The 20545-nt window shown below is 67.3% G+C and carries 15 protein-coding genes; 1 reads left to right on the top strand and 14 read right to left on the bottom strand.

Annotated features, from left to right (window positions below; all coding sequences use genetic code 11):
- Window positions 1–63 precede the first annotated feature (63 nt).
- Window positions 64–3534 carry a protein kinase gene (locus KF833_06105; GenBank protein MBX3744866.1) on the top strand — a complete coding sequence of 1157 codons (3471 nt, stop codon included), beginning with the start codon at window positions 64–66 and terminating at the stop codon, window positions 3532–3534.
- A 137-nt stretch (window positions 3535–3671) separates the two neighbouring features.
- On the opposite strand, the gene KF833_06100 is transcribed toward KF833_06105, so the two are convergent.
- From KF833_06100 to KF833_06035, 14 genes are all read right to left on the bottom strand, one after another.
- Window positions 3672–5105, bottom strand: coding sequence for a glycoside hydrolase family 140 protein (locus tag KF833_06100; protein MBX3744865.1), 1434 nt, complete (start codon window positions 5103–5105; stop codon window positions 3672–3674).
- A gap of 66 nt (window positions 5106–5171) precedes the next feature.
- On the bottom strand, window positions 5172–6155 hold the full coding sequence (locus KF833_06095) for a helix-turn-helix transcriptional regulator (protein ID MBX3744864.1): 984 nt from the start codon (window positions 6153–6155) through the stop codon (window positions 5172–5174).
- A 34-nt stretch (window positions 6156–6189) separates the two neighbouring features.
- Window positions 6190–8091: a hypothetical protein gene (locus tag KF833_06090; protein ID MBX3744863.1), complete on the bottom strand. Its 1902-nt coding sequence runs from the start codon at window positions 8089–8091 to the stop codon at window positions 6190–6192.
- Window positions 8088–9062: an ABC transporter permease gene (locus KF833_06085; GenBank protein MBX3744862.1), complete on the bottom strand. Its 975-nt coding sequence runs from the start codon at window positions 9060–9062 to the stop codon at window positions 8088–8090. Before KF833_06085 ends, KF833_06090 begins: the two co-directional genes overlap by 4 nt.
- The gene (locus tag KF833_06080) at window positions 9059–10612 is read right to left on the bottom strand and encodes a sugar ABC transporter ATP-binding protein (GenBank protein MBX3744861.1); all 1554 of its coding nucleotides are present in this window, start codon (window positions 10610–10612) and stop codon (window positions 9059–9061) included. The genes KF833_06085 and KF833_06080 overlap by 4 nt, the downstream gene beginning before the upstream one ends.
- A gap of 12 nt (window positions 10613–10624) precedes the next feature.
- Window positions 10625–11590: an ABC transporter permease gene (locus KF833_06075; protein MBX3744860.1), complete on the bottom strand. Its 966-nt coding sequence runs from the start codon at window positions 11588–11590 to the stop codon at window positions 10625–10627.
- Complete coding sequence (locus tag KF833_06070) at window positions 11587–12654, bottom strand: sugar ABC transporter substrate-binding protein (GenBank protein MBX3744859.1); 1068 nt, start codon at window positions 12652–12654, stop codon at window positions 11587–11589. Before KF833_06070 ends, KF833_06075 begins: the two co-directional genes overlap by 4 nt.
- Window positions 12655–12663: 9 nt before the next feature.
- Window positions 12664–13467: a TIM barrel protein gene (locus tag KF833_06065; GenBank protein MBX3744858.1), complete on the bottom strand. Its 804-nt coding sequence runs from the start codon at window positions 13465–13467 to the stop codon at window positions 12664–12666.
- Between the two features lie 105 nt (window positions 13468–13572).
- Window positions 13573–14403: a semialdehyde dehydrogenase gene (locus KF833_06060; protein MBX3744857.1), complete on the bottom strand. Its 831-nt coding sequence runs from the start codon at window positions 14401–14403 to the stop codon at window positions 13573–13575.
- A 22-nt stretch (window positions 14404–14425) separates the two neighbouring features.
- A complete protein-coding gene (locus KF833_06055; GenBank protein MBX3744856.1) occupies window positions 14426–15448 on the bottom strand; it encodes a Gfo/Idh/MocA family oxidoreductase in 1023 nt (340 codons plus the stop codon).
- Window positions 15449–15721: 273 nt separating this feature from the next.
- Window positions 15722–17146 carry a hypothetical protein gene (locus KF833_06050; GenBank protein MBX3744855.1) on the bottom strand — a complete coding sequence of 475 codons (1425 nt, stop codon included), beginning with the start codon at window positions 17144–17146 and terminating at the stop codon, window positions 15722–15724.
- A complete protein-coding gene (locus tag KF833_06045) occupies window positions 17143–18558 on the bottom strand; it encodes a hypothetical protein (GenBank protein ID MBX3744854.1) in 1416 nt (471 codons plus the stop codon). Before KF833_06045 ends, KF833_06050 begins: the two co-directional genes overlap by 4 nt.
- 14 nt (window positions 18559–18572) lie before the next feature.
- Window positions 18573–19313: a prepilin-type N-terminal cleavage/methylation domain-containing protein gene (locus KF833_06040; protein MBX3744853.1), complete on the bottom strand. Its 741-nt coding sequence runs from the start codon at window positions 19311–19313 to the stop codon at window positions 18573–18575.
- A gap of 9 nt (window positions 19314–19322) precedes the next feature.
- On the bottom strand, window positions 19323–20516 hold the full coding sequence (locus tag KF833_06035) for a sigma-70 family RNA polymerase sigma factor (protein ID MBX3744852.1): 1194 nt from the start codon (window positions 20514–20516) through the stop codon (window positions 19323–19325).
- Window positions 20517–20545: the final 29 nt, after the last annotated feature.

Here is a 20545-nt window from a genome sequence, read left to right as displayed (position 1 = left end):
CCTTGTCCGCGATGCGGAGCCCCGCTGCCGCCCGATGCATCGAGCAGCGCCTGTTGGACCTGCATGCTTGACCTCGCCGCATTCTCCGGGGAAGAGCCAGGATCCATGGATGGCGGGGCGGCGAACACGGCGGTCCCGTCTGGAGGCGAACCGGTTGGATTGCGCTTCGGCGACTACGTCCTGGAGCAGGAGATTGCGCATGGCGGGATGGGGGTTGTCTATCGGGCACGCCAGATCAGCCTCAACCGGATCGTCGCGGTGAAGTTGCTGCTTCTGGGCCGGTATTCGAGCAACGAAAGCATCGAACGGTTCAAGCGCGAAGCCCGGTCCGCGGCGGCCCTGCGCCATCCGAACATCGTTGCGATCCATGAGGTTGGGGAGTGTGACGGGCAGCACTTCTTTTCGATGGAGTACATCGATGGACGCAGCCTTGCGGAGTTGCTCAGGGAGGGACCGGTCCCGTCGCCGCGGGCCGCCGAGTTTGCCCGGGTCCTTGCCCAGGCGATGCATTACGCTCACGGACAGGGGGTGCTGCATCGCGACCTGAAGCCCTCGAACGTGTTGATCGACGATTTGGGGCAGATCCGGATCACTGACTTTGGTCTTGCCAAGCGGCTTGATGGCAGCAGCGATCTCACGCTGACCGGCCATCTGGTGGGCACACCGAACTATCTCGCACCCGAACAGGCTGCAGGCCGGCAGGCGGAGGTCGGTCCGGCGAGCGACGTGTACGCGATCGGGGCCTTGCTCTATGAGTTGCTGACTGGCCGGCCTCCTTTCCTCGCGCAATCCCTGCAGGAGACGCTCCTTCTCATTCGAGACACCGAGCCTGTGGCACCGCGGGTCTTGAACCGGGCCGTGGCGCGGGACCTCGAAACCATCTGTCTCAAGTGCCTGCAGAGGCGTCCGGCCCAGCGGTACATGTCCGCGCAAGCCCTGGCGGACGATCTGGGGCGCTTTCTGGACCATGCGCCCATCAAGGCACGCCCTGTCACCGCGCTGGAACGTCTGGTGAAGTGGGTTCGCCGCTCCCCCGGAATCGCCGGCCTTCTGGGGGTCACCACGCTGGCGGTCGTGAGCCTGGTCGCCAGCCAGTCGGTCATGGGCTGGCGTCTGGCCCGAGCCAGCCGGATCACACAACAGGCGAACATCGAACTGGCACAGACCGTTCGCGACCTGGAATGGGAGAAGGCGGAGAATCTGGCGCAGGCGGGCAAGACCGCCGATGCCCTGTCGTATTTCAACCGATTCCTTCGCTCCAACCTCCAGGACGATGTTGTGGCGAGTCGCATCCTTTCCACACTCAACCTTCGGAATTTCGCGGTGCCCGCCAGCGAACCGTTGCGTCATGGGGGACCCGTCGTTCATGCGGAGTTCAGCACCGACGACCGATTCGTACTGACGGCGTCGAGCGATGGGACGGCACGCCTTTGGGAGACGGCGACGTCACGCCCCATCCTGGTGGTTACAAACGGCCATCCCGTGGCCGGCGCGGCGCTTCTGGCTCAAGGCACGCGATTCGCCACCATCCACCGCGGTGGTGTGGGGCTCTGGGATGTTCGAACGGGACAAAGCCTCGCCCGCTTTGCGGCTGACCCCATGTCCGGGCCCGTCCTTTGCGTCAGCCCGGATGGGGAGCGGATCGCCTTTCCGGATGAGCTCAACGTACTCGTGATCCATGCCCGATCCGGGCAGCCGGTTTGTCCTCCTCTCCCTATTCCAGATCCCCTGTTCCAGGCGCGATTCAGTCCGGACGGCCAGCAGCTCATCACGGGGACCATGCAGCAACAGGTGGCGGTTTGGGACCTTTCGAGGGGAGGTCACTTCATGGAGCCCTGGGCGATCAAGAAGGGCTGCGCGGACTTCAGCCCCGGTGGCGCCAGCGTGGCCGTGGCATCGGTGGATGGAATCCTCTATCTGTTCGACGCGAAGTCCGGCGCCGAGCTCCGGCGGAGCACCATTCCGTTGGGGGACCCATTCCTGGTGCGGTTCGTCAGTGGCGGCCGGAGGATCCTGACGGTGTCATGGAACTCACCGGTGCAAATGTGGGATGTCAGTTCCCTGGAGCCGATCGGAACGCCCTTCGGAATTGCGCAATGGATTTCGGACTTCGACGTCACGACCGACAGCCGCTATCTCCTGACCGGGAGTCGGCAGGGGGCGGTGAGACTATGGGAATTGGATGGAGGCGATGCGGCCTGTGAACCGTTTGAACACGAAAGTTCCATCGCCACGGTCCGCTTCAATGCCAATGGTAGCCTTGCGGTGACCGCGTCCGCGGATGGCACGGCACGGATCTGGGACCTGCGAATGAGAAGCGCGAGGGTCCCCCGGGTTCGGATGGCGGAGAATATTCGCGCCGCCCTGTTCAGTCCTGACGGCGGGCGTGTTCTGACGGTCTCCTTGAACGAAGCGAGGATTTGGGATGCCCAGTTGTCACAGCCTCTCGGTGCGCCGATGCAGGACAGGAGCATTCATGGCGCCGGCTTCTCGGCGGACGGGCAACTGATCTACACATCGTCCCTCTATCATCACGTGCGCCTCTGGAATGCGCACACGGGCGTTCCTGTTGGCGAACCGCTGGCACATTCCCGGGAGGTTTGGAACTGCGCGTTCACGCGCGATGGCCGTTCGTTGATCACCACGTGCCGGGACGGTCGTGCGCGGGTGTGGGATGTCGGAACCGGCAGCCTTCGGATCCCGCCCATCGTTCATCCGGATGACGTGATCAACCTGAGTATCGCACCGGACGATGAACGCTTTGTCACGGGCTGCATAGACGGCGCAGCGCGGGTCTGGTCGGCCAGTTCAGGCGCCCGGTTGAGCCTGCCGATGTGGCACAAGGGGGTCCTCTGGGCGGTGGCATTCAGCCCCGACGGACTGAAGATCGTCACCGGCTCCGCCGACAGGACCGCGCAGGTCTGGGACAGTCGATCGGGGCAACCCATGGGAGTGCCCATGCGCCACGACAAGGCGGTGTTTCATGCCGCCTTCAGTCCCGACAGCAGGTTCGTCCTGACCTCTTCGGAGGATGGGACCGCGCGCGTCTGGAATGGAACGACAGGTCAGCCGGTTTCCCGCTGGATGCGGCATCGGGACGCGATCTGGTCCGCCCGTTACAGCCCGAACGGACGGCTGGTCGCCACGGCGTCCAATGACGGCACGGCGTGCCTCTGGGATGCCCGAACCGGCTACCCTGTCAGTGAGCGCCTGAGACACGACGGCGAGGTTCACCGGGTTAACTTCAGTCCGGACTCACAACGTTTGTTGACGGGATCGGCGGACGGCGTGGTCCGTGTCTGGGAAGTCGGTCTTCCGCCCGTCCCGGTCGCTCCTGCATTTCTGGAGCTGGCAGAGGCCTTGACGGGTAAGCGTCTGGGCAGCGACGGTGAAATCCATCTCGTACCCCAACCGCAACTGCGGGAGCTTCGTGACCGGCTGATGAGCGGTACACAGGATGATTATTATTCCCGATGGGGACGATGGCTGTTTCGCGACCGACTGACGGACCCGGCACCGGCCTTCCTGCCCTAAGAGCCTGTCTGAAAACTGGAAGGGCCCCTCCCAGTTTTAAGACAGGCTCCAGGCCGAACAGGCGTTCCTCGACGGACCTGAACCTCTTGCCGCGTCGGGTGACGGCATGGCGACGGAGCCGGGCCGAACGAGACCGTTCAGGGCGACGGACGCCGGCCCGGCGCGGGATAGGCCCTGGTGGCGTCGTCGAGCACCAGCACCCAGTCGAGCATCTCGCCCAGGTCGGGCGGATGGAAGGTGCGCTCGCCCTCGTTGGGGAAGGTACCGATGACCCGGGCTCCGCCGTCGCGCGGATTGAACCACCACGCCTGGACCTTCGGCCCGCGAATCACCTCCATCCGCACCCTGAAACTCCTGCCCACGGGCGCATAGACCATTGCGTAGGTGCCGTCGGTGTCGCGTGTGGCCACGAACCGGTACCGGCCCGCACCGGGGACGCTCGTCGGCACGCGGTCGGTGACGAGGATCGAGTCGTCGGGGATTCGGGTGAGGAACGGGCGGGAGAGCATCAGGTGCCTGCCATGCTGCATCTGCGCGGCGGCGGGTTGATGGATGGCCTCGTACCAGGGCATCAGCGGGTTGTTGACCGGGTTCCGTCCGGGCGCCCACATCTGCCAGATCGAGTGATGACCGTAGGTGTGACCGAACGCGCCGGAGAAGAGGTTCCAGTAGAGCGGCCGCCGCACGTCGCCACTGATCGAATGGCCCAGCTCGTTGGCCTTGAAGGCCACGGGGTGGTCCTCGTAGATCGGTTCGCCATCGAGCACGGGCTTGACGGGCGTGCGGTCGTAATCCTTGCGCGTGCTGTCGTAGCGGCCGGTGTATTCGGCGACGTGGCCGTTCTGCCGCATGTTGAAGTCCAGCCAGTCCTCCTCGTGGAAATACTGCGCCGAACCCTGCCCGCCGCTGGGATGCCAGGTGATTCGATGGGCGCCGCCGTCCCCCCGGCGCAGGCCCTTCGCCATGGCGCGGTTGATCTCCCGGTGCAGGTCGCTTTCCACCGGCCGGTCGCCGCCCGCGATCCAGACGATGCCGGCCTCGCGGTAGCGACGTCCGAGCCATTCCCCGTAGGTGCCGGCGTTGGCGGGGGTGAAGATCTCCGGGCCGACGCCCCACTTCCTGTTCCACTTGTCGCCCCACGTCGGGAGCATTCCGATCACCAGCCCGAGGGAGTTCGCCCTGTGCACGATGTAGTCCACATGGTCCCAGTAATCGTTGGCCGGGCCGTCCTTCACATCGGGCTTGGTGGGATCGTTGTCGATGAGCGGGCGGTGTCCGTAGGGATTTGGGTCGTTGAGACCGTCCAGTTCGGCGAGCGCCACGGCCTGGATGACGGTGAAGCCCTTGTCCGCCCGATCCTGGAGATAGCGGTCCGCCTCCTCGCGGTTCAGACGGTGGAAGAGTTCCCAAGCCGTATCGGCCAGCCAGAAGAACGGCTGGCCATCGGCGGTGACGAGGAAGCGCCGGTTTTCGCTGACCTGGATCGACGGGGCGGCTGCGGCCATGGACGCCGGCAGGGCCAGGGCCCAGACGGCCAGACAGGCGAGGGCACGAAGGGTCCGGGATTGCATGGCGTTGAGGCTGCCACGGGCATCCCGGCGCCACTAGGACGTGCCGGGAAAAAGCTTGCACGAAATTCACCCGGAACCGGACGGACGGACCGCGCGCCGGCGAAACTCCTTGGGCACCTGCCCGAAGGCGCGTTTGAACCGTCTGTCGAAATAGCTCTGGTCGGAGAATCCCACCTCGCTGGCGATCTCGGCGATCGACTTGTCGGTTTCGCGCAGCAACCGCGCACCGTTGGAGAGGCGCACATGGTTCAGGTAGGCCACCAGGGTCATGCCGGCCACCTGCTTGAAGGTTCTCATGAACTGCGGCGCACTCATCCCGGCCAGCCGGGCCGCGGCACTGACGGGGAGTTTTCCCGCAGGACAGGCATTGATGTGGTCGAACAGTCTCTTGAGCCGAAGGGACCGTTCCTGCTGGCGCATGAACTCCCATTTCGCCACCGCCGAGGCCCGGAAATGCGCGGCCAGATGATAGAGCAGCTCCAGCAGAAACGCCTTGGAGCCCGCCTGAAAGAACGGTTTCTCCGTGCCGCCGAAATAGCAGTCGAGCAGGCGCGTCATGGCTCCGTGAACGTCCGCCGCCGCCTTGTCCCCGGCCCGCATGGCATGGGGCTTCTTTTCCAGCTTGGAGTAGAACGGCAGGAGGAATGCGTAGTCGTGCGAGGGAGAGCCGAGACTGTAAACGAACTCGGGCAGGAAACTCACCACGATGACCCGTGTGTCGAAGCCGGGAAAGTCCACCACGTGATGGAGCTTCAGGTTGTCCACCACCAGCAGATCGCCGCGGTCCAGGCCGACCTCCTGTTCCCCCATGCGAAAGCGGGCCGGGCCGTCGAGGGGAAGGAACAGCTCCAGCCGCTCATGCCAGGTCCCGCCCCGTGTGTGCCGGCGCGACGTGTAGCGGAAGAGTTTGATGGCCAGAGGAAACTCCTCGTCGAGCGGCACAACGTAGCGCCCGCGCGCATCGAGCTGCGCCGCAATGTCATGGGGTTCGAACCGGAGCCTGCGGCAGGTCTCGCACAGTCGCACGAAGCCGTCGTTCAGGACACCCATGGGACGTGACAGTAGGCAGGCGTCCGGAGCATCTCTACTCCAAATCCAGGACGACCAGCGCGTACTTCTGCAGCACCAGTTCGACTTTCCCGGCACCCCCCGCAACCCATTCGCCAGGTCCCGCAAGATGGGATTCCGGGCGGTGCTGCGCCCGATCGAGGGTCGTTTCGTCGAGCATGCTCCAGCGCGCGCGCCCTGCAGGAAGGGAGAGGCCCAGCCGCAGCGGATCGGTGCGGAGGTTGGCGATGACGATGCGGCGGAGATAGCCGTCCCGGAAGAGTGCGAGCGCCGTGTATTCACCATCGGGTGGCATCGGGAACGGCGTGACCTGACGGAAGCCGGCCACGGCTGCGAAGACGAAATAAACTGGAAATACGGCGCCCGGCAGGGAGGGAAACAGGTCCGGCAGGGGCGATCCCTCCGTGGTTTCCATGATGCCCCGCCACCCCGTCGTTTCGAAGTACGTCACGGCGGCGGTCCCGGCGCCTGTCAGTGCCGCAAGGCTGCCGAGTGTCCAGGCCGCGGCGAGCAGCGTGGGCTGGCGTGGGTCCACCGTCGATGGCAGTTCGTCTGCCGGCCCGGCCGGGTCCGCCCTGGTTGCCACGGCGTTGAATCGGGGACGCAGGGTGACCGGGGACACGATGAGCGGCTTCATCGGCGCCATCCGGCGGGCGCTGGCGACGGTGTCGGGCAGGGCTTCGAGATTCTCGAACAGGGAAATGCCATCGAAGGTGTGGACCTGGGGTGTGGCAGGCCAGCCGAGGAAGTCACATTCCGAAGCCCCGAGCCGGTGGAGCGCGTGGGCCCGGTTGAGTTCACAGAAGTGGGCGTTGGAACCGCCGCCGATCGGAACCCGCAGCGGCCGGAGGGCGGCTCGGGCATGGTTCAGTGTGGCGCGACCGGTCGCCTCTTCGCCGTCGCGGAACACCAGCACCCGCTCGATGCGCCCGCGCGCCAGGCTGGCGACCTCGCGAAGTTCACGGGCGCCATCGAGGTCGGGAAGATGGAGGGCGAGTTCCAGTCGGAGATCCAGTTTCGCCGCATCACGGAGTACCCGCTTCAGCGTCTCCCGCCAGCCCGCCTCCTTCAGCCGCACATCGGCGCGCAGGTGCGCGAGTTGAAGGGCTGCGAGGCGCCTGACTTCCAGCGCACGCAACGGTCTGCCATGGCTCGCCCTGCCCAGTCCGAGACGGGGAAGCTCGTGGGTGGGAACGGTAGGCGGCACGAGAGCCGTCCGCGCCATGGAGCGCCCCGGCCGGAAGGAACGCCAGGTGGCCCGCAGCGTGACGCTCTGCCGAACGCGTGTACCCGCGCGAACCGCCCTGGGAAAGGGCAGGGCGAGGGGCGTGCAGTAGGTCTTGAAGCTCGCGTCCGTCCAGTTGCGCTGATCCTCCATTTCGAAGACGTCGCCCTTGAACTGGAAGGTCACCCGGATGCCTCCCCTGACCTCGTGGGCGAGGGTCTTCATGTCACGAAAGGTCGCCGCTCCGACCCCTTGCGGTTCGATGTCGCGGGCGAAGCGGCCTCGCTCCTCCTGACCGTTCGTCCGCACCACCCAGGCCCGGGCGCCCCGGCACTCGCGGATCGGATGGAGCACACAGAGGCCGATGCGGTTGCTGAGAAAGCCGGAATGTGCCACGCCATCGAACTGGAACTTCACCGTTCCATTCGCCGCCCCGCGAATGTGTCCGGTCCAACCGAACTCGATGCCGTCCCGACGGCACCCGGCATCGAAGGAGAGGTGAAAGGACTTTTCCGAGGCGCGGACAACGAGGTTGGAAAGCACGGGAGGCACGGTGTTCCAGTTGGCGTCCCTCACGGCGGCGTAGATGCCCCGGACAAGCTCGGTTGTGCCAAGCCGGACATGGCGCAGGAAGCCGGTGTCCGGGTCAAACTCCATGGCGAGGGCGCCCGCATGCAGGGGCAGCAGGCTCATGCCTCCTCCCCCCGGATTCTCCGCCGGGTCAACGAAGCCACCAGCCGCTGACGGGTACTGTCGATGAGCACCGCCACGAAGATGATGGCGCTGGTCACGAGCGGATAGAGGTAGGGATCGGCATTCAGGATCACCAGCCCGTTCTCGACGCTTTGAATCAGCACGGCTCCCAGCACCGTGCCGGGAAAGACGGCGCCGCGTCCTCCGAAGAGACTCGTCCCACCGAGCACGGCTGCGGCAATGGCGGAGAACTCACGATGGGTGCCGAACGTCGGCGAGACCGCGCCAAGCTGCGCGAGGGAGAGGATGCAGCCGATCGCGGCACACAGTCCGCTGATGACATAGACCGAGGCGAGGAGCCTGCGCGTGTTCAGGCCGGCCTTCCTTGCCGCCTCCAGATGGTTGCCGACCGCGTAGAGCTGACGCCCGAACGGCGTTCGGGTGAGTGTGACATGGGCCAGTGCGAGGACCCCGGCGAACACGATCAGCGGTAGGGGCACTCCTGCCAGCCGCGCCGTGCCGATGTGAAGGAACACGTCGGGCAGATTCATCGCCCGCGTCTGGGTGATCCAGAGGCCCAGGCCGCGCCCGGCGTAGAGGGTTGCCAGGGTGGCGATGAAGGCGACGATGCCGAGGCGCGTGACCAGCAGCGCATTAATTGCCCCGCAGGCGAGACCCGTGGCAAGGATGGCGAGCAGGGCCAGCGGCAGGGCGACCCCGGCCAGCAGAAGTTTCCCCGCGACCGCCGCCGCAATGAACATGATCGCGCCCACCGACAGATCCACGCCCGCCGTCACCAGCACGAATGTCATGCCGATGGCGACGACGGCGGTGGAGGAGGATTGCACGAGCAGGTTTTCCAGGTTGGCGCCGGTGAGAAACTTCGGTGAGAGCGTGCCAAACACCGCCAGGACCGCGACGAACAGCAGCACCGTGGATCCGTTGAGCAGGACGAGGGCGGCGCGGGTCATGGCTTCCCTTCCCCCCGGTCGTGCCCGGCCAATGCGGTGTGCAGGATCTTTTCCCGGTCAAACGCATCGCGGGAGAACTCACCGCTGAGGGCGCCCCGGCTCAGGACAAGGATCCGGTCGCAGAGGCCGATGAGTTCCTCGATCTCCGACGAGATGACGATCACGCCGGCACCCCGATCCGCGAGTTCGAGGATGAGCTGGTAGATCTCGAACTTCGCGCCCACGTCGATGCCGCGCGTCGGTTCGTCGAGAATGAGCACGCGCGGTTCGGCCAGCAGCCATTTGGCCAGGACGACCTTCTGCTGGTTGCCCCCGCTCAAGGTGCCCGCGGTTTGTTCGAGTCTGACCGATGGCTGCAGCCGGACGGCTTCGCGGATGCGGGCCAGCGCGCCGCCCAGTCTCCGTGGATCCAGCATCCCGAGGGGCGGCCGGATGTATTGAGGCAACGTCACCAGGGCGAGGTTGTCCGCCACCGAGGCCTCCAGGCAGAGGCCGTCGTCCCGGCGGTTCTCGGTCAGCATGGCCAGTCCCCGCCGGATGCGGCGGCGGGGGGAACCGTGCAAGGGCTGGCCGGCGATGCGGAGGCTTCCGCGCTCGAACGGATCGAGCCCGAAGAGGATGCGCGCCAGTTCCGTGCGCCCGGCGCCCATGAGCCCGGACAGGCCCAGCACCTCGCCCTGGTGCAGGGTGAAGGAGATGTCCCGAATCACCCCGGGCTGGGTGAGGGAACGGACTTCGAGCAACGCTTCGGAACCTTCGGGCGGGCCATTTCTCCGCCGATCCGGGAAGAGCTGCTTCAACTCACGTCCCACCATCAGGGAAACGAGCCGTGGCTGATCGAACCCGGTCGCCGGTCCCTGGCCCACGACCTCCCCGTCGCGCAGCACGACCACTTCATCGCAGATCCGCAGCACATCCCCGAGCGCGTGCGAGATGAAGATGATCGAGCGTCCCTCGGCGCGAAGCTGGCGCATGAGCGCAAACAACCGCCCGCACTCGCGCGCGCTCAACGAGGTCGTGGGCTCGTCGAGAAGGATGAGCCGGGCATCGAAGGAGAGCGCATGGGCGATCTCGACGAGCTGGCGTTCGCCCGGGGATAGGGTCTCAACGGGCGCATCGGGCGAGAGCCTGAGTCCGACCCGCTGCAGCAGGACGTCCGTCCGGTCCCGCATCCCGGCCCGGCGGATGAACGGTCCCATCGTCGGAAACCCGGTCAGAAAGAGATTCTCGGCGATGCTGAGATTGGGAAACAGGTTGAGTTCCTGATGGACGAACCCGATGCCGGCGTCGCGCGCGTCCCGGGGCACGCGCGGCGAGTAGGGCTTCCCGGCGAAGCGCATTGAGCCTTCATCGGCGGCGAGATTCCCGCCGAGCACGTTCATCAGGGTGGATTTCCCGGCGCCATTCTCGCCGACGAGCCCGACGATCCGCGCCCCGGGCACGCTGAAGCTGACAGACTTCAACACCCGGACTCCGAAAAAGGCCTTGGTGATGCCACGGAAGGTCAGGAGTCCGGCGGCGGCGCCCTGCGGTGAGTGAGTCGTGGCCATGCGCATGCCCGGTTAGGAACCGCGGGGCCTGAGCCAGGAACTCCTTCCCACATCGAGGACGGCCGCCATGAGGATGACCAGTCCCTTCACGATCATGATGGTGAAGTAGGACAGGTCGAGGAGGTTGAGGGCATTGTCGAGCAGGGTGAGGAACAGGACGCCAAACAGGGTCCACAGCACCTTGCCCTTCCCGCCGAACAGGCTCGTTCCGCCAATGACCGTCGCCCCGATGACATCCAGCAGGATGCGCTGGCCGAGCACGGGCGACGCCGTTTCGAGCCGTGCGGTGTAGAGCACCGACGCGGCGGCGGCAAAGATGCCGCTGACCACGTAGGCCATGGTGACCACGCCCTCCACCGGGACGCCGGAGACATGCGCGGTGCGCGGGTTGTGGCCGACGGCATGGAGCCAGCGTCCGAACATCGAACGCGAAAGCATCAGGTGCGCGACGCCGGCGAAGGCGGCGGCAATGGGCAGTGAGATCCAGACCGGGCCGCCGAGGATCGTGAACGCCGGGGGCAGTCCGGGAATGTTCCTCGACCGCGTCAGCCAGATGGCGAGTCCGGACAGAAACATCATGCTCGTCAGAGTGACCATGAAGGGGGGCATCCGGAGCCGGGTCACGGCGAACCCGTTTCCCGCACCCATGAGTCCGCCGAGGGTCAGCATCAACAGGGTCCCGACCGGCACGGCGGCCGGATGCCCGCGCAGCCATCCCGTTTCGCCATTCATCACCATCCCGCCCACGACCGAGGTGAGGGCGATGACCGAGGTGACGGAGAGATCGATGCCGCCGGCGATCAGCACCACGGTCAGTCCCACCGCCACGATGAGGAGCGGGGCGAGATTCCCAAGCAGGTTGACCAGGTTGCCCGCAGAGACCAGACCGGGAGTGAAGGGCCCGAGCGCGACCACCAGGGCGCCGCTGAGAAGAAGGACAAGGTATTCCGAACGGATGAGCCGGAGGGCGGGACTCATTTCCTCTGGAGGTTGGCTCCCCACATCTGCGGCGCCTTCTCCTTCAGGTTGCCCTGGTGGATCACGAATCCGGGGTCCTGGATGATCTCCGGCAGTTCCCTGCCCGCGCGCAGATCCACGATGGCCTGCACGCTTTGCTCCGCTTCAAAATACACGTCCTGCACGCCGGTGGCGTCGAGATAGCCGTCCAGCAACATGGCATACGCCGTCGCGTCGCCATCGAAGCCGCCGAGCAGGACATGGCCGGGCGTGCCGATCTTGTGATACTTCCCGGCGCTTCGAAGGGCGCTGACGATACTGGGGAGCAGGAAATCGGAGCTGGTGAAGATGAAGCTGATGTCGGGGTGGGCCTGAAGCGCATTCACGACCCCGGCGTGCGCCTTCTCCTGATTCCATTCGGTCGGGATGCGCGCGACGACGTCCACGATCCCGGGCGCCTCGGTGACCGCCGCCTCGAAGCCGTCACGGCGCCCGATGGCGTTCATGTCGCCGAGATCCCCGAGCAGGACCATCGCCTTGTGTTTCCGGCCCGACTTCCGGGCTTCCTCGATCAGGTAGGCGACGGTCTCCCGGGTGAGCGCGAAGTTGTCGGCGACCACGGCGACGGACTTCGCGTCGCTCCGGCCGGCGGGCCGGTTGAACAGGACGATGGGGATGTTCGCCGCGTTGGCCGCCCGGATCATCGGGATGCAGGTGCTGGCGTCCTTGGGCACGAGAATGATGCCGTCCACTTTGCGGGTGATGAAGTTTCTCACCTGCTGCAACTGACGGTTCGCATCGTTGTCCGCCACGGCCTCGATCACCCGGAAGCCGCGTCTGGCGCACTCGGCCTTGATCGCCTCGTACCCGGCGATCCAGTACTCGGTTTGCAGCGTCTCGAAGGCGACGCCGATGGTGAGGGGTCTGCCATCCGCATCCTGGGCGCTCCCGGAGGAACCGGATCTGCCGCAGCCGCCCAGAGCGAGGGCGACGAGCGCGAGACAGGCCCCGACGAGCGAGGGGAACCGTGCCGCCCTGGTGCCCGCGCGAGTCCGGTTCAGGAGAAGTGGGGAAGGGATCTTCATGGGGTCGGGTTAGTGGAAGAACGGCTTCAGGTACTCGATGCTTTGCCTGGCCCAGGCAGCTTCCTTCGCAAGGGTGTCCTCCAGGCGCGGTTCAGGCTGGGTCCAGAGTTCCAGGACGGCGGTCTGGCAGCGAGGGAACGGGGAGAGATGCTTCAACAGGCGGGGCACGTCGAGCAAGCCTTGTCCCGCCGGCCGCCCTTCGACGGTGAAGCCCATCCGGTGGGGCAGGCGGGGGACCGCGAAATCCTTGATGTGCAGATTGACCGCAAGGGGCCCGAGTTCGTGCAGCACGGTGTCCAGTCCCTCGCCCGCCCCCAGGGAATTGGCGGTATCGAGGCACACGCCCAGGCGGTCGCTGCCCGCCCTCTCGATCATCGCGCGCAGGGTGCTGGCGGGGAAACGGTCATGGTTCTCGATGCCCAGCGTCAGGCCGCCGAGCAAGGGATCGCACCGGCGCAGAAGGCCGGTGAGGAACTCGGGCTCGGGATGATAGCCCGCATCGTCGATCACGAAACGGACGAGCCGTGCGTTGAGCCGCCGGGCGATGGCGGCGTAGCGGCCGACGTTTTCAAAGGTCAGCCCCCGTGCGCCGATCTCGAGTTGCACACCCTGGAGGGCCGCCTGTTCGGAGAAGCGCGCCAGGCGGGCCGGATCGAAGGTGTGCAACGGCAGATTGTCGCCGATCTGCAGGAGGCCCGTGCCAAGGTCGCGGCACTGGTCGAGGAGACCCAGTTCATCGAGCGGGCTGGGCGGCTCATGGCCGGGCACGCCAACCGCCCAGCCAAACGTGTAGCTGCTGAGGCCGAGGATCATGGCCGGGTTGCAGGCCTGCCGTCTCCACAGGGTTGCCGTCTCACCCGGCAGCGCCGTTGCCTCGCGGACTTGCCCATCGCGGTGCGCATCGCCGGTTCCGAGCCGTCACCTGCTGGTGATGTCCCGCACCTGTTCCCGGATGTCGTCCATCTCGAAGATCTTCTGCCAGTCGTCCTTGAAGAGGACGGGCCTGGCGCGCCGGCTGATCTTGTAGGCGGCATCGGAGAACGTTCCGTTCACTTCGCCGAAGAGCACGGCCACCTGAATGCGGAGGTGACCCAGCACGAAGTCACGGGCGCAGTCGGCGGGGATGCCCTTCGCGACCACGCGGTCGTAACCCTCCTTGACCCGTTCCATGCAGGTTTGCGCGAGGGTCTCGACGAGCGCCGGTTCGAGAATCGCCATCTGTTCCACGGTGACGCGGTGGATCCGGTTCACGGGCGCGTAGATGAGGCGGGTGATTTCGACACCGATCTCATAGAAGTCCTCGCCGCCATGCATGAGCGCGCAGACGGCGGCCTGCTTCGCCGAAACGCCCCCGTAGAAGTCGCGAAAGTCCTCCTCGTTCGGCTCCCAGTTGAACACGCTGGGATGGCAGGGATGGGTGATGAAGTAACCGAGGTCGTCGCGGTGCGCGATCTTGCCGTCGAGCGGCGCGGCAGGATCGAGCAGGACCACCAGCGCGCCGGGTTTGAGGTGCGGCACCATGTCGCGCGTGACGGCCTCCATGGCCACGTCGGGCACGGCGAAGATGGCCACATCCGCTTCCGGGATGGCGGTGGCGGCGTCCGAGCAGCCCACGCCCAGGTCCGTCAGCCGTTGAATGCCCGCAGGACTGGTCTCCAGGCACAGCACCCGCCAGTCTCCCTGCTTGAGATTGCGGGTGATGCGGCAGCCCATTTTTCCGCCGGCGCCGATGAGGGTGATCGTTTTCATAGTTGGCCGCTCAGACAGGCTCTCAAAACATCTTCACCACCCGCCCGTCGCGGGCCGACTTGTAGGCCGCCTCGACGAGCTTGAGGGTCTTCACATTGTCCTCCGCGCGGGTCTCGGGCGCGGTGCCGTTCTGCAACGCCTTCAACAGGTCGCGATGACAGGCGACGATGCTGGAATGGACCAGCGCGTACCGCGGGTCCGCCCAGGAATACTCCGGCGGTGGAAACCGCCGCGCCTCCGTGCCCTGGCCGGTCGTCACTCGAATCCAGTAATCCCGCGCCAGTTCCATCGCGCCGAGATCCCCTTCGATGGCCACCAGCGTCTGCGGAAAGCAGTCGTGCTCCAGCCGGCTGGCGTAGCTCAGGTTCACGACCACCGTCGCGCCGGAGCGCATTCGCAGCAGGACGGTCGCGGCATCCTCGCCCGCGATGTCGCGGTGGATCTGATGCGTCTGGCAGCAGAGCGTTGCCGCCTCCCCGAACAGGAACCGCGCCACGTCGAGGATGTGACAGCCCATGTCGGTGAGGATGAACTTCTCCAGCGTCCGGAGGAACGGCTGGTTGTCGAACACCGGGAAGCGGTTGCAATAGTCGATTCGGGCGCGGAACGGGGTGCCGATGACACCGCTGTCGAGAAGCCCCTTGAGCTGGCGAATGGGTGTCTGCCAGCGCCAGTTCTCATGCACGCTCAAGGGCACGCCGGCGGTGGCACAGGCGGCGATCATCTCTTCCGCCCTGGTCACGGAGGGCGCCAGCGGCTTCTGGCAGATGGCAGGCGTCCCGTGCGCCGCGGCGAGATGGACAAACCGGCTGTGCGTCTCCACGTCCGTGATGATGTCGAGAAAGTCCGGCTTCTCGCGCTGGAGCATTTCCCCGGCGTCCTGGTACACGGCGCGAATGCCGGACTCCTTCGCCAACGCATCGGCTTTCGCGCGCGTGCGGTTGCACACCGCGACGCAGCGCGCGCCGGGGAGTTCGCGCCAGGCGGCCAACTGGTACCGCGCCCAGAAGCCGGCGCCGACGATGGCGAACCGCAGTTCCTTCATCGAGTGGTACGGGTCCATGAGTCCGATGAGTCCTGCCATCGGCATCGAGGCGCAACCGGGCCGCACGTCCATCGGAGGTGCCGGCCGCCGACCTCAAACGGAACCCATGCGCCCATCGTCATGATCCGGACGGACGGCGCCTAGAACGGACAGGTGAAAAACTAGGACGATTCGAGATGCGCCCGACCCCTCCAGCCGGAGCGGGTGGCGCAGCTCGAACCGATGACGCACGATGGCGGCCTCCGGCATTCCGGGGCCGCCAGAGCGACCGGGTCAGGGGAGCGGAGGCACGTCCCGGACGACCCGGTAGAAACGGGCGGGACCTTCGAAGGGTTCGGTGTCGGCGATCAGCAGGCAGCCTTCGCCGTCGCCGCCCGTGGCGATGCGACGCCACGTCCGGAGATCGCGGGACACCTCGATGGCGCACGGGGCGTGACTTTCTCCGACCAGGGGAGCCGGATCGCGGACGACCAGCTGGACTTCGCCGGATGGAAGCCGGCGGAGGGTCTCGACATACGGCCGGGCGGGTTCCGCCGGGATGCGGGCGGCCAGCAGGGGAACGTCGTGCCCGTCGAAGGAGGCCACCCCGTCCCAGGGCGTCGGATCCGCGCCCTCCCATTCCACGGTCAGGCGCCGGGGCGCATCGTCGGGGAAGGGTCCCCAGCGGATCACGCCGGCCACGGGGTCGTGGGCGCCCCCTTCGCTCACGGCCCGGACCCGGGTGTCGGGTTTCAACCAGACTTCGGCGGCGTAGGCGCGGGTGCCGGGCGCGGGCAGCAGTTCGAGCACCGCGATGCGGGCGGGGTCGGGCCCCTCCCAGAGGGACGGGGCGACCAACAGGAAGCCGGGCCGGGTCGGGATCGGGAAGGCGCCGAGGGGGGCGGCATCGGGAATCCACGAAAGGGGCAGGGGACCGCGGGAAGGTTCATGGCGATAGGTGCCGCCCTCGGCCACCAGGTAGGCGGCGCGGGTGACGTGGCCGATCGGGATGCGGCCTGGCGCGGTGCCTTCGCGCCAGTCGGTGGCGAAGCGGGCCAGTTCCCCTTCGTCGATCCGCCAGTCCTCGGGATCGCGATCGGCGGGGTGGGGCAGGACGGGCAGGGGTTCGGCGGGCCGGAAGATTTCGATGAGGATCGTCGGGGCGTGCACCTCGCGGCCGAGGGCGTCGATGGCACGCGCGGCGAGGCGATGGATGCCGGTCGGGGGCCGTTCCCAGTGGAACTCGTGTTCCAGTACGGTGCCGGGATCCGGTTCCCGCACGAAAACGATCTGGGATTCGCCGGTGGGTTCCCCCTGGGCAAGGAAGGTGACATGGGTCAGGGCGCCGAGCGGGTCCACGCCAACCACCCGGAGCACCACGGTGGAGGGTTCCTCGAAGCGCGTCCGGGGCCGCGGTTCGACCCACTCGAGGACCGCCGGATCCGCGGCCGGATCCGGCTCGATCCAATGCCCCGTGGCACTGGGGGATTCTCCTGCGAGATGGAGCTGCGATTCCGGCAACCCGGGCGGAATCAGCATGGAACTCGAAGTCCAGCGCGTCGTCGGGATCGCCGAAACACCCTGATCGTCGGTGGCCACCACGGACGCCAACGGAGTGCCCGGCGGGGGACCTTCCCAGGTGGAACTCGAGGCCGGACGGGCGAGGCCGGCGAGCAATGCCAGGACTGCCGAACAGAGGACGAAGGATCGGGATTTCATGGTTCTAGGGATCGGTTCTCGGAAAGGGGTGGGGCGTCGGCGATCGGCATCGGTCGCAGCCGGAAAGCGCCGTGGGACGCATTCAGACAGGGAAGTCGTGCGGTCCAGGCGCCAAACCGGGCGACGCCACGGCGGACGGGTTCCCAATGGTGCCAGTCGTCGGTGAACTGGATTTCCCACGCCTGGCCCGCGGGCAGATGAAGTTCGACATCGAGGCCGTCCACGCCGGGTTGAGGCAGTCCGAGCGGGGGCAGTTCGCGGGTGAGGACCTGCGTGTGAAATCCACCCGCCGCCACCGCCACCCCTCCGGTGAGCGCCCCGGGAACCGTCGTCTGGCCCTGCGAACCATCGCCCCAGGCCACCAGCGTCCCGTCCGTGCGCAACGCAACGGCATGGTACGATCCCGCAGCGATGGCCACCACGTTCGTGGCGGAGTCCGGGATGTCTGTCTGACCGTACCGCCCGTCGCCCCAGGCAAGCACCCGCCCGTCGGCCCGCAGGGCCAGACTGAAGTGGGCGCCGGCGGCAATGGCCACCGCCGGTGCGGCGTCGTCGGGGACCCGGGTGATCCCGTCCGGGGCCGGTCCCCAGGCGAGGACGCGCCCGGATCGGGTGAGGGCGAGGCTGTGCGCCGCACCGGCCGCCACCGCGACAAGCCCGGTAAGGGTCATGCCCGCCGAAGGGGCCGGAAGAAACGCGGGATTGAGAATCTCGACCGTGCCGTCGCTTCGAAGCAGGACGCTGTGAAGCACGCCGCCGGCTGCGGCGACGAAGCCGTGGTTGGCGGCCTCCGGGATCGTGATCTGTCCGGCGTCGGAACGTCCCCAGCCCACGACGCGCCCGTCGGCACGGACGGCGAGGCTGTGATCCATCCCGGCCGCCACGGCCACCACCTCACGGAGGTCGTGCGGAACGGTCGCCTGACCCGCGCCGTTCCAGCCCTGGGCGCGGACCGTGCCGTCCCGTTTGAGGAACAGGGTATGAAATTCCCCGCAGGCCAGGCCCACCGTTCGCGACGACTCCCACCAGTCGCGCGCCAGGACTTCGTCGTCCGCCTCGAGGGTCAGGCGAATGTCTCCGGGGAGGCTCGATTCCCAGCGGTACGGGACCATGGGCCCCACGCCATCCGCCCGGTCCGGGCCGGTGAGGACCACGCGATACCCGGACCCGTCTTCGAGACGGGTCAGGGCGCCGGGTCGCAGGGGCGGGGCATCCATCACCTGGCCGAGTTGGTACGGGCTGCCGGCGTGGGCGACACCCCATCCGCGGACGGCGAAGGGCCCGGCCACGGCAAGCCGTTCGCGGTCGGTGGGAAGGTCATGGCTGCGAACGATCGCGGGGAGCAGTGCGAATCCGGCCAGCCCCAGGCGGAGCACGGCTGCCATCGACCGGTTGGGGAACACACGACACATGGGGTCCTCGGGCATCAGCGCGGGGGCACGGCGAAGTTGTCGCCCCGCTCGATGCGGGCCTTCAGCACCACCGCCGGGATCGCCGCGACGTGCCCGTCGGCAAACAGGTAGTTCGCCCCGCGGCCGTGACGGTGCGGATCGATGTCGGCGAGGACATGCGGCCAGCCGAGCGCCCAGGTGTCGGGACGGGTGCGCGCATCGCCCAGCAACTGGCCCAGGCGCGAGGCTTCGAAGACAAGGAAGGTCTCGGCGGGGCGGGGCAGCAGGTCGAGACGACGTTCGCGGGGCGCCTCGTTCCAGCGATGGCCCTCGGGATCGACGAGGGGGGCGGGCTGGGTGGATTCGTGAGGCGCGTCGGCGGACGTGTACTCGTTCAGGACATAGCTGCAGCCGGCGTTGGTGCGCAGCCAGGCCCGCAGGGAATCGCCCGGACACAACCGCAGGCGCTCCACATTCTCGATGGCGTTGCCGAGGGTGAAGATCCATGACGGCCGGGGGTCCAGTCCCACCGGGGGCGGTCCGGAACGATCCTCGCCCGGCAGCCGCCCGTGGGTGTCGTCGTCCGCGTACAACCTCAGGCCGAGGCCGATCTGCCGCAGGTTCTCAGCGCACCGGAGGGCGTCCGCGCGACGCCGGGTCGTGGCCAGGGCGGGCAGGAGCAGGGACGCCAGCACGCCGAGGATGGCCACGGTCACCAGCAGTTCCAGCAGGGTGAAGCCGGCAGGGCGGGGACGAAGCGACGGGTTCGCGGGCATGGCGGGAGTTCAGTCGAGATTGATGGCGCCCAGGCGGGGTTCGGGATCGCCGCGGCCGGCGGGGTGCGCCACGATCCACGCCTGCCCCGACCCGATCATCACGCCGCGGGAATCGCAGTAGAGCTGCGTGCGCGGACTCTTGAGGATGGCTCGGGCCAGGTCGGGCGGGAACACCGATGCAAAGGCCGCACGGAGTTCCTCAGGCGAGGATACGATCCGCGTGCCTTCGGGTCCGTTCACGCGCAGGGGATACCGGATGAGGCCGAGGACACGGTCGTGGTGGCCGGTGAGCAGGCCCTGCTGGAGGGACAGAAGAAAGTCGTGGACCGGTTCGGGGCGGGGAAATCCGGCCGGTCGGTAGTCATCCAGGTGGGCGGGTGCGGATGGCGATGAGGTTGGAACCCCGGGGCGATCGACGCCCCCCGCCAGACCCCATCCCAGGCCCCCGCCCACGGACAGCACGGCCGCCGTCAGCCAGGCTTTCCAGGCCCAGCCGTCGAGGGCGCGCCCTGCCGCCGTGGCAAGGGCGGAAATCTGGGGGCCGCCTCCGGAACCGAGCACGGCCGAGAGTGTCGCGCCGGCCACGCCTGCCGGCAGCGCGGCGGGTGCATGGGCCTCGAGGACGGCCGGGAGGGCTTCCGGCTCGATGCGGGCACCCTGGCGAAGCAGCAGGGATTGCAGCCGGGCCAGGGCGCGGGTGATCCGTTTGCGGGCCGCATCTTCGGCAATCCCCAGGGCGCCCCCGACCTCGCGCAGGGAACGGTTCTCGAAGAAGCGAAGCAGCACCGCATGGCGATCGGCCTCCCCGAGCCGGTTCAGGCATTCGTCGAGGTGCGGCGCCATCTCCCGCCAGCGGGTCCAGGTGCCATCCGGGTTCAAGGGTGACTGATCCGCCTCATGCATCTTGCAGGCCTGGGTTTCGCGTTGTCGGCGACGTCGCTCCGCACGGATCAGATCCAGCGTCACCAGTCGGGCGGCGCGGAACAGCCAGCCGGACAGGATGACATTCGGACCCAGGGTGCGCGCCTTCCGGTCGAGGAGGATGAACACCGCCTGGACCGCCTCCTGGGCGAGATCGGGCGACCCTGTGCGCCGCAGGGCGGAGGCATACACCGCACCGCCATGCCGTTCGACCAGCGCGGCAAACGCCGCCTGGTCCCTGGCGGCCACCCACGACCCCAGCAGTTCATGGTCCGTTCTCATCGGTGCCATCCCAGAATGGCCGGCCGGAC

It is taken from the genome of Verrucomicrobiia bacterium (assembly GCA_019634625.1).
GTDB lineage: Bacteria > Verrucomicrobiota > Verrucomicrobiia > Limisphaerales > CAIMTB01 > CAIMTB01.
The sequence above is the reverse complement of the archived record's forward strand: the minus strand, read 5'-3'. Positions and strand labels throughout refer to the sequence as shown.

Excerpts from the sequence above, each read along its gene's own strand:
- KF833_06045 (MBX3744854.1), bottom strand. The coding sequence starts at position 18,558 with ATGTGTCGTGTGTTCCCCAACCGGTCGATGGCAGCCGTGCTCCGCCTG.
- KF833_06070 (MBX3744859.1), bottom strand. The coding sequence starts at position 12,654 with ATGAAGATCCCTTCCCCACTTCTCCTGAACCGGACTCGCGCGGGCACC.
- KF833_06080 (MBX3744861.1), bottom strand. The coding sequence starts at position 10,612 with ATGGCCACGACTCACTCACCGCAGGGCGCCGCCGCCGGACTCCTGACC.
- KF833_06095 (MBX3744864.1), bottom strand. The coding sequence starts at position 6,155 with ATGGGTGTCCTGAACGACGGCTTCGTGCGACTGTGCGAGACCTGCCGC.
- KF833_06040 (MBX3744853.1), bottom strand. The coding sequence starts at position 19,313 with ATGCCCGCGAACCCGTCGCTTCGTCCCCGCCCTGCCGGCTTCACCCTG.
- KF833_06060 (MBX3744857.1), bottom strand. The coding sequence starts at position 14,403 with ATGAAAACGATCACCCTCATCGGCGCCGGCGGAAAAATGGGCTGCCGC.
- KF833_06085 (MBX3744862.1), bottom strand. The coding sequence starts at position 9,062 with ATGACCCGCGCCGCCCTCGTCCTGCTCAACGGATCCACGGTGCTGCTG.
- KF833_06100 (MBX3744865.1), bottom strand. The coding sequence starts at position 5,105 with ATGCAATCCCGGACCCTTCGTGCCCTCGCCTGTCTGGCCGTCTGGGCC.
- KF833_06055 (MBX3744856.1), bottom strand. The coding sequence starts at position 15,448 with ATGAAGGAACTGCGGTTCGCCATCGTCGGCGCCGGCTTCTGGGCGCGG.
- KF833_06075 (MBX3744860.1), bottom strand. The coding sequence starts at position 11,590 with ATGAGTCCCGCCCTCCGGCTCATCCGTTCGGAATACCTTGTCCTTCTT.
- KF833_06090 (MBX3744863.1), bottom strand. The coding sequence starts at position 8,091 with ATGAGCCTGCTGCCCCTGCATGCGGGCGCCCTCGCCATGGAGTTTGAC.
- KF833_06065 (MBX3744858.1), bottom strand. The coding sequence starts at position 13,467 with ATGATCCTCGGCCTCAGCAGCTACACGTTTGGCTGGGCGGTTGGCGTG.
- KF833_06050 (MBX3744855.1), bottom strand. The coding sequence starts at position 17,146 with ATGAAATCCCGATCCTTCGTCCTCTGTTCGGCAGTCCTGGCATTGCTC.
- KF833_06035 (MBX3744852.1), bottom strand. The coding sequence starts at position 20,516 with ATGAGAACGGACCATGAACTGCTGGGGTCGTGGGTGGCCGCCAGGGAC.
- KF833_06105 (MBX3744866.1), top strand. The coding sequence starts at position 64 with ATGCTTGACCTCGCCGCATTCTCCGGGGAAGAGCCAGGATCCATGGAT.